The 8,784-nt window shown below is 65.2% G+C and carries 7 protein-coding genes and 1 rRNA gene; 3 read left to right on the forward strand and 5 right to left on the reverse strand.

Annotated elements, in window-relative coordinates:
* Nucleotides 1-96, forward strand: a 5S ribosomal RNA gene (gene rrf, locus AC5RWX_RS26915); the annotation flags it as partial.
* Nucleotides 97-284: 188 nt separating this feature from the next.
* Entirely contained in the window at nt 285-797 is a 513-nt protein-coding gene (locus AC5RWX_RS26920; protein WP_494099326.1) for an SRPBCC family protein, read from the forward strand.
* A gap of 55 nt (nt 798-852) precedes the next feature.
* Here the strand turns inward: AC5RWX_RS26920 and AC5RWX_RS26925 are convergent, their stop codons facing one another.
* Nucleotides 853-1,884 carry a LacI family DNA-binding transcriptional regulator gene (locus tag AC5RWX_RS26925; RefSeq protein ID WP_494099327.1) on the reverse strand — a complete coding sequence of 344 codons (1,032 nt, stop codon included), beginning with the start codon at nt 1,882-1,884 and terminating at the stop codon, nt 853-855.
* A 2-nt stretch (nt 1,885-1,886) separates the two neighbouring features.
* The gene (locus AC5RWX_RS26930) at nt 1,887-3,614 is read right to left on the reverse strand and encodes a glycoside hydrolase family 13 protein (protein WP_494099328.1); all 1,728 of its coding nucleotides are present in this window, start codon (nt 3,612-3,614) and stop codon (nt 1,887-1,889) included.
* Between the two features lie 216 nt (nt 3,615-3,830).
* Here AC5RWX_RS26930 and AC5RWX_RS26935 point away from each other — a divergent pair, with 216 nt between their 5' ends.
* Nucleotides 3,831-5,201 (forward strand): FAD-binding oxidoreductase, encoded by a 1,371-nt coding sequence (locus AC5RWX_RS26935; protein ID WP_494099329.1) that lies wholly within the window; start codon nt 3,831-3,833, stop codon nt 5,199-5,201.
* A 2-nt stretch (nt 5,202-5,203) separates the two neighbouring features.
* On the opposite strand, the gene AC5RWX_RS26940 is transcribed toward AC5RWX_RS26935, so the two are convergent.
* The 3 genes from AC5RWX_RS26940 to otsB all read right to left on the reverse strand — a co-directional run.
* Entirely contained in the window at nt 5,204-6,622 is a 1,419-nt protein-coding gene (locus AC5RWX_RS26940; protein WP_494099330.1) for a DUF4032 domain-containing protein, read from the reverse strand.
* A gap of 234 nt (nt 6,623-6,856) precedes the next feature.
* Nucleotides 6,857-7,939 (reverse strand): ABC transporter ATP-binding protein, encoded by a 1,083-nt coding sequence (locus AC5RWX_RS26945; RefSeq protein WP_306638141.1) that lies wholly within the window; start codon nt 7,937-7,939, stop codon nt 6,857-6,859.
* A 211-nt stretch (nt 7,940-8,150) separates the two neighbouring features.
* The coding region (gene otsB / locus AC5RWX_RS26950; protein WP_494099331.1) for a trehalose-phosphatase at nt 8,151-8,784 on the reverse strand (634 nt) is incomplete at its 5' end.

Consider the following 8,784-nt stretch of genomic DNA (forward strand, 5'->3'; position numbering starts at 1 on the left):
GAAACGCCCGGTCCCATTCCGAACCCGGAAGCTAAGACCCACAGCGCCGATGGTACTGCACCCGGGAGGGTGTGGGAGAGTAGGTCACCGCCGGACATACATTAGGTCGAGGCCCCAACCACCAGGTTGGGGCCTCCCGCATTTAACAGCCCGCCACCACCACCATCTGCAGGAGGCGACGGAGCGTCCGACGAAAACCCGCAGGAGCTGATGGGACGTCGCCGGAAGGGTGCAGGAAGTGATGGGGCGTATGGGGCGGCACGGCGCGGGTAGAGTTGAGCACCATGAACAGCCTCTTCAGCCACGGCAACGAACAGTTCGGAAGCGATGACAAGAATGCCATCGAGCTGCTCGAACCTGTGGTCCATACAGTAGTAGTGCCGGGAAGCGTGTCCCACGCCTTCGCCGGCTTCACCGACCACACGCACCTCTGGTGGCCGCTGGATACATTCGGCGTGTACGGCGCGGGATCCTACGTGGAGTTCGAGGAGAACCTCATCCTTGAAACAGCTGATGACGGGCGGACCAGCATCTGGGGCACCCTCGATGACTGGCAACCACCGCTGTCCTTCCACGCGACGTGGCACCCAGGCTCCAGCGCTCTGTGGTCCACCGAACTGCTGGTGGTCTTCCGGGCAGTGGAGGACGGCACGGAAGTACGGGTGTTCCACGAGGGCTGGGAAGGGGCCGAGAACCCGGCCGCAGCGCGCGCACAGTACGTTGCCGCCTGGCCACTGATTCTTGCCAAGTATTGCCGCTTCATGGGTATCCCGGACGCCAGCAGGCCGGAAGCCTGACAGGGTCCGTGATTCCAGGTTTGGCCCGAAGTTCGGAGTGAAGGCTACTGCCTGGTTAGGCCGGCGGCACCGCAGTGCTGGTCCTGATGACGAACTCCGTCGGAAACTCCTGGTCAGCCTCAGGTGCTACCCGTCCGTCCTCGGGTTCCCCCTTCGGCTCAAGCAACTGCAGCGCAGTCCTGGCTGCCAGCGCGCCCTGCCCACGGGCGTCCTGGTCAATGGTGGTCAGGCCGAACGTTTGACCCAATTCGTGACCGTCCATGCCCACCACCGAGAGGTCCCGTGGGACGTGCAGACCGAAGTCCCGGGCGGCGAGGATGGTGCCCACAGCCATTTCGTCGGAGGCAGCGAAGACGGCTGTGGGGCGTTCCACGGCGCTGCCCAACAGCTGGCGGGCAGCGGCGTATGCCCCCTGGACAGTGAAGTCGGCGGCAACCTGCCATTCAGGGCGGACGTCCAAACCGGCGGCCGCCATGGCTTTTTGGTAGCCGGCCTGCCGAATGCCCGGCAGTTTGAAATCCTGATCCAGGTCAGCGTTGCCGGTGACATGGGCTATCCGGGTGTGCCCGAGCCCTACCAGGTGGTCGGTGGCCATGCGGGCCAGCCGCTCGTCGTCGATCCTGATGGTGGACGCACCGGTTAGGGTGCCGCCGATGCCCACGATGGGGCGGTGGACGGCCAGCAGCTGCTGAATCTCCGCATCGCTGAGCACCAGGGCCACGGCGATCACCGCATCGAGGCGTTTCCGGAGCAGGAAATCGTTGAGCACGCGGTGGCGGTGCCCGGGCTCGTGCCCCACGCTGTAGAGCGTCAGGTCATAGCCGGCGTCCAGAAGGACTTCAGAAACACCCTCCAGAACCGATGAGAAGTACCAGCGGTGAATCGCGGGAACCACCAGGCCGATGTTGTGGTTCCGTCCGGAGGCAAGGCTGGAGGCGTGATAGGACGGGACAAACCCCAATTCCTCTGCCGCCTCCAGCGCCAGTCTCCGGCTCTTGGCCGAGACGTTTGTTTTGCCGTTCAGTGCCCGCGAAACGGTGGCTACGGACAGTCCAGCCTTCTCAGCAACTTCCTTGATGCCCGCCATACTCACCCTGCCGCGGTATCCGGTCCAATCCTGATCCAGGCGGTTTCGCCGGAAGCAAGGAAACCATCTACCGCTGAGGCGCTGCGGACGAGGACCTGGCCGGCAGGCATTTCCAGCGGCTCGTGGTTGAGGTTCATAAGCACCAGCGTAGTGCCGTTGACGTACGCCAGGGATGAGCCGGTGCACCAATCCTCCGCCCACGCGAGCGACCCACGCCCCAGGTCCAGCTCGCTGCGGATCGCCAGCATGCGCCGGTACAGGGCGAGGTGCGACGACTCCGAGCCAGCCTGCAAGTCGCGTGCCAGCGCCTTGAAAGAGGAGGGCAACGGCAGCCAGGGGTCGCTCCCCGAGCCAAATCCGAGGTGGGGTTCAGCGGTGCGCCATGGCAACGGAACCCGGCAGCCGTCCCGGCCCAGCCGCGCCCCGCCCGTTCTGGCGAAGGTGGGATCCTGGCGGAGGTGCTCAGGGATGTCGACGGCGTCGGGCAGCCCTAGCTCCTCACCCTGGTAGACATAAGCGGCCCCAGGAAGCCCGAGCATAAACAGCGAGGCAGCAGCGGCCCGGTGCCGGCCCAGGGCCGTATCCGGTTGCGGATCTGCGGGTCCGATGCCGTCACCATCGCGTGGCCCCTGCCCGTTATAGCCGAAGCGGCTGGCGTGCCGGACGACGTCGTGATTGGAAAGCACCCAGGTGCTGGGAGCGCCAACGGCGTCCAGGACCGTCAGGGAATCCGTGATGATTGACCGCAGCCGGTAGACGTCCAGCCCTGCGTGCAGGTACGGGAAGTTGAAGGCCTGGTGCATCTCGTCCGGCCTGACCCACTGCGCAAGCCGGGGGAGGTCAACGCTGGCTTCTGCGCAAAGAATCCGGTCCGGCCCGTAGTGGTCCAGGATCCTGCGCCATGAACGGTAGATTTCATGTATTGCCGGCTGGCCGAACATCGGTGCCTCATGCCCCGGGAATCCGTCCGAACTTCCCCCGTCGGCCCGTCCTCCCCAAGCCGGGAGACCCGGGGCCTTGACCAGCGCGTGGGCCACATCCACGCGGAAACCTGAAACTCCGCGGTCCAGCCAGAACCGGAGAATCCGTTCGAATTCGGCGTGGACGGCGGGGTTGTCCCAGTTGAAGTCGGGCTGGGATGAATCAAAAAGGTGCAGGTACCACTGCTCCGGTTGGCCGTCGGGCCCGGTTACCCGGCTCCAGGCGGGTCCGCCGAAGTGGGACTGCCAGTTGTTGGGCGGTTGATGGCCGCCATTGCCAAGGCCGTCGCGGAAGATAAACATCTCCCGTTCCGGGCTGCCGGCCGGCGCCGCGAGGGCGGCCTGGAACAGCGGGTGCTGGTCGGAGCAGTGGTTAGGCACCAGGTCCACGATGACACGCAGGCCCAGGCGGTGGGATTCAGCCATCATGACGTCGAAGTCCCCGAGGGTGCCGAAGATCGGGTCCACGTCGCAGTAGTCGCTGACATCGTAGCCAGCGTCGCGCTGGGGGGAGCGGTAAAAGGGGGACAGCCAAACGGCGTCCACTCCGAGGTCCGCCAGGTGTGGCAGTTCCTCCGTAATCCCCGCAATGTCGCCGACACCGTCGCCGTTGAGGTCACGGAACGAGCGCGGGTACACCTGGTAAATCACGGCGGAGCGCCACCAGCCGGGCTGGTTGTCCTCGGCGTGGACCAGGGTCAGCGGCCCGGTTCGGGGAGCGGTGGTGAGCGTCACAGTTTCGACAGACATGAAAGCAAGCTTAGGGGGCGGAGGCCCAAGAATGGAAACGCTTCCACAGCCAGCGGCGTAAGTGAGAGGGGCACAATCAGCCTTTCCGCAGATCAGGGCTGGAAGCGCTTGCAAAGTTTTCCCCAGCAGGCAATGCCAACGGAGGACCCTTCGCGCCACCGCCGCACGGCGCCGTCCTACACTGGTGGGACGTGTGCGACGACGGATGGAGGCTTCGTGGGAAGCTTAGTTGAGGAGCTGGAGACCGTGCTGGCGGACGGCCAGGTGGACTGTGCGGAAGCAACGCTCAGCCGTTACGCGGTGGACCAGGCGCCCGTACTCGACTACCAGCTCCCGCTGGCGGTGGTGTTCCCGGAGTCAGTGTCGGATGTACAGGCCGTGGTACGGATCTGCGCGGACGGTGCAGTTCCCATCGTGCCTAGGGGCGCCGGGACGGGAGTCTCCGGCGGCGCCCACGCCACCGAGGGCTGCATCATCCTGTCCCTTGAGCGCATGGACAGGATCCTGGACCTGAATCCGGACGACGAAACAGCAGTGGTGGAACCGGGAGTCATCAACGCTGTGCTCAATGAAGCAGCAGCGCCGCATGGCCTGATGTACGCGCCAGATCCAGCCAGCTTCCGCACCTCCACTATCGGCGGCAACGTTGCCACCAACGCGGGCGGGCTGCGGTGCGCCAAGTACGGCGTCACCAGGGACTCGGTCCTTGCGCTGGACGTCGTGCTGGCTGACGGCTCCCTCATCCATACCGGTCACCAAACCTTCAAGGGCGTAGCGGGCTATGACCTGACCGGGCTGTTCGTCGGATCGGAGGGGACGCTTGGCATCGTGGTGGGCGTGACCGTGCGGCTGAAGTACCTTCCCAGGGAGGTGCACACCGTTGCTGCCTTCTACCCCGATTTCCGTCGCGCCGCCGCCGGCGTCCTTGCCGTGGGCAGGGCGCGGGTGCAGCCCGCCATCATGGAATTGCTCGACGGCGGTACGCTGGCGCAGCTGGACGGGATCCACGGATCGGACCTCACGTCACGCGGCCGGTCCCTGCTCCTGATCCAGACGGACGGCTTCGGTGCTGCCGCCGAGGCGGAAGTGGTCCGGGAGGTCCTGAGGGCCGGCGGGGCAACCGTCACCACGGAAGTCAGCGCCGAGGCTGAACGGCTGGTGGAGCTCAGGCGGCACAGCAGGGGCGTGGAAGTGGATGATGAGTACCGCGTGGGAGAAGACGTCGCCGTGCCCCGCTCCCGGCTGGTTGACTACGTCGCCGCCCTGGAGGTCATGGCCGCCAGGTACGGCGTGCACCTGAAGGTAGTGGCCCACGCGGGCGACGGCAACCTGCACCCCACCTTCTGGGTGGACAGGAAAGACAGCATGGTGGATACCGCCGCCATGGCGAGCCTCCAGCAGGTCCTTGACGAATCCATCACGGCAGCCCTGCGGATGGGTGGAACCATCACCGGGGAACACGGGGTAGGGCAGTACAAACTTCGGTGGCTGGGCCAGGAGCAGCCGGAGCCGCTCCGGGAGTTCCAGCGCAGGATCAAGGAACTGTTTGATCCTGCCGGCATCCTGAATCCCGGCAAGGCAATCTAGCCCTAGTCGTCCGAGTCCGGATATTCATCGATCGTCTCGTCGTCGCCGTAGCGGGACTCTTCTGTTTCCACGTCGAGGATTTTCAGCAGTTCCGTGTCCGGGTTGAGCATGATCGCCGCTTCGTCCCGGCGGTGCCTGAGGATGGAGTCGATGTAGGACTGGACGGCCTCGGCCAAGGGGATATGCCGCTCCTGCTTTTCGGACATGTACCAGCGGTGCTCCAGGACCTCGTGCACCACTTCCGCTGGCTCCAGCTTCCCGGAAAGGTCCCGCGGGATGGACCGGACGATCGGCTCGAAGATCTGGCTGACCCAGAGATGGGCGCTGTATTCCTCGTCCATGTCCGGGTTGTTGTCGGCACGGAAGGAATCCATGTCATTAAGGAGCCGCCGGGCCTGGTTTTCCTGCGCGTCGATACCCGTAAGCCGCAGGAGTCGCCGCTGGTGGTGTCCGGCGTCCACCACTTTGGGCTGCAGCTGGATGGTGGACCCGTTCTGGGTGGTTTTGATGGCGTATTCCTCGACGTCGAAGCCGAGTTCGTTCAGCCGGCGGATTCTGGCACTTACGCGCCACCTCTCACCGAGTTCGAAGGACTCCTTCTCCGTCAGCTCCGCCCAGAGGCGCCGGTAGCTGTCCATGATCAGCTCGCTGGTGGCCACCGGGTCCACCTTTTCCTCGATCAGCCCGCCGTCCAGCAGGTCCATCAGCTCGCCCGCGATGTTCACGCGTGCGATTTCCAGGTCATACTCGCGCTGGCCGGTGGACAGGTCCGGATACAGCTCGCCGGTTTCGGCGTCCACCAGGTAGGCGGCAAAGGCTCCGGCATCACGGCGGAACAGGGTGTTGGAAAGGGAAACGTCGCCCCAGTAGAAGCCGATCAGGTGCAGCCGCACCATCAGCAGCGCCTGAGCATCGATGAGGCGCGTGAGCGTGTCCTTGCGGAGCATCTGCGAGAACAGGGCGCGGTACGGCATGGAGAACTTCAGGTGCCGGGTGACCAGCACCGGGTTCAGCGGCCGCCCGTCCAGGGTGGTGCGGCCGGTGATGACGGCGACGGGCTCCACGCACGGCACGTCCAGCCGGGCCAGCTTCCGAAGCATGTGGTATTCATGCCGGGCAACGTGCTCGGAAGTTTCCTTGATAGCGATCACGGAGCCGCCGAGGTGGGCGAAGCGGACGATGTGCCGGGAGATGCCGCGGGGAAGTGCGGCCAGGTTCTCCGCCGGCCAGTCCTCCAGCGCGATGTGCCACGGCAGGTCCAGCAACTCAGGATCAGCCGCTGCCGCCGTGATGTTCAGCGAACTGGAGACCGAAGCGAGCTTGCCGTCGTCGGCACTCGCCGCCACAAACCGGGGCAGTTTCCCCACCTGCGCATAGTCGGTGGGTTCATCGTGCCACTGGGCGCTGTATTCCTCGGTCATGGGTCAATTCTTCCGTACATAGGCGTGGCCAGCTAATTTTTCAGCAGGCACGGTCAAAGGCCGACGGCGGCCGTCCAGTTAAGGAGGGCCGCCGTCGGTTCCATGCGGTGCTTACGTCGGGCCCACGCCGGCAGGGTTCTCAGGCCGAAGCGGAGCGAGGTTAGGGTGCCGGTTGGGCCCACGCCGGCAGGGTTCCCTGGCCGAAGCGGAGCGAGGTTAGGGTGCCGGTGGGGATTAGTCGCCCAGGCGCAGGCCCGTCTTGGTGTCGAACAGGTGCACGTGGCCCGACTGCGGACGGACGTAGATGGACTCGCCCTTCATCGGGGGGCGGCGGCCGTCGACACGTGCCACGATGTCGTGGTCCTTGCCGTCAAGGGTGGTGTGGCCGTAGACGTAAGCGTCGGCACCCAACTCCTCGACGACGTCGACCTCTACCTTCAGGCCTTCACCGTGCGGAGCGGTCTCAAGGTCCTCCGGGCGGGATCCCAGCGTTACGGTGGAGCCGTGTGCCTCTTCAAGGACGTCGCGCGGTACAGGGTAGACCGTGCCGCCGAACTGAACGCCGCCGTCGACAACCGGCAGTTCGAGCAGGTTCATGGCCGGGGAGCCGATGAAGCCGGCCACGAAGACGTTCTTGGGCTTGTCGTACAGGTTGCGCGGGGTGTCCACCTGCATCAGCAGGCCGTCCTTCAGCACGGCGACGCGGTCGCCCATGGTCATGGCCTCGACCTGGTCGTGCGTCACGTAAACAGTGGTGACGCCCAGGCGGCGGGTCAGGGATGCGATCTGGGTGCGGGTCTGCACACGGAGCTTGGCGTCCAGGTTGGAAAGCGGCTCATCCATGAGGAAGACCTGCGGGTTACGGACAATGGCGCGGCCCATGGCAACACGCTGGCGCTGACCACCGGAGAGCGCCTTCGGCTTGCGGTCCAGGTAGGGCTCAAGGTCAAGGAGCTTGGCAGCTTCACGGACGCGCTCGGCGCGCTCTTCCTTGGAGACCCCGGCGATCTTCAGGGCGAAGCCCATGTTGTCGGCCACAGTCATGTGCGGGTACAGCGCGTAGTTCTGGAAAACCATGGCGATGTCGCGGTCCTTCGGCGGAACGTCGGTGACGTCGCGGTCGCCGATGAGGATACGGCCTGCGTTGACGTCCTCAAGGCCTGCGAGCATGCGCAGGGAGGTGGACTTACCGCAACCGGAGGGTCCAACGAGGACCAGGAATTCGCCATCGGCGATGTCGATGTTGAGCTTATCGACGGCGGGCTTTTCTGTGCCCGGGTACAGACGCGTAGCGTTATCAAAAGTAACTGTAGCCACAGTTATCAATCCCTTCACCGGCAGGTACGTGCCGGACGATCCGTTGTGAATGGTTCATGTTTGTTCAGTTTTGTGCTGCAGACGTTTCTCAACCAAGGTCAGAGAGCGTCGAGTGACGCCGCACGGTGCTTGTGCGCCACATCACAACCAAGAGTATGTCAGACGTTGCGCTTTTAGTCGCAAATGTTACGGACGTCACATATGACCTTGCTCAACTTCTGCCCTGGAAGCCCTGCTGGTCCTCCTCGGCAACGGCAAGGCTCCGCTCCTGGAGCAGCACCTCCAGCATCTCCGCCACGTGCACGGGTGCCTCCACGCGGTACTCGGCCTGGGTGAAGTCCAGGCCCACCTTCACGCCCACATCTCCGGGCCCGAGGCGCGCCAGCGCATCCTCATCCGTGGTGTCGTCGCCTGCGAACAGGACGGCCGTGGCCCCGGTGACCTGGCGCAGGAAGGTAACCCCCTCGCCCTTGGAAGCGTTGACGACGGAGGTTTCCAGGACGCGCTTGCCGTCCTTGAGGAAGACGCCCTTGCGGTCCTGCAGCACGGAGCGGGCGGCGGATACCGCGTCCTGGGCTACGTCGTCGTCGGCCAGGCGGGTATGCAGGACCACCCCGGCGGGCTTGTCCTCCAACATGGTGCCGGGCGCCTCCTCGACGATTTCCGCCAGGACGCCGCGGACCTCGGCAAGCAGGGCCTTTTGCTCCGCGTCGAGCGTCAGCCCCGTGGACCCTGGCCCCAGCCAGGCCTCTGCCCCGTGGCTGCCAATCAGGAGGGTGTCCACCGGCGGCGACGCGACGGCGCGCAGGCTGGCAAGGGCGCGCCCGGAGATGAGGGCCGTCGTC

The sequence above is a fragment of the Arthrobacter sp. SPT-J7 genome, from assembly GCF_059089965.1.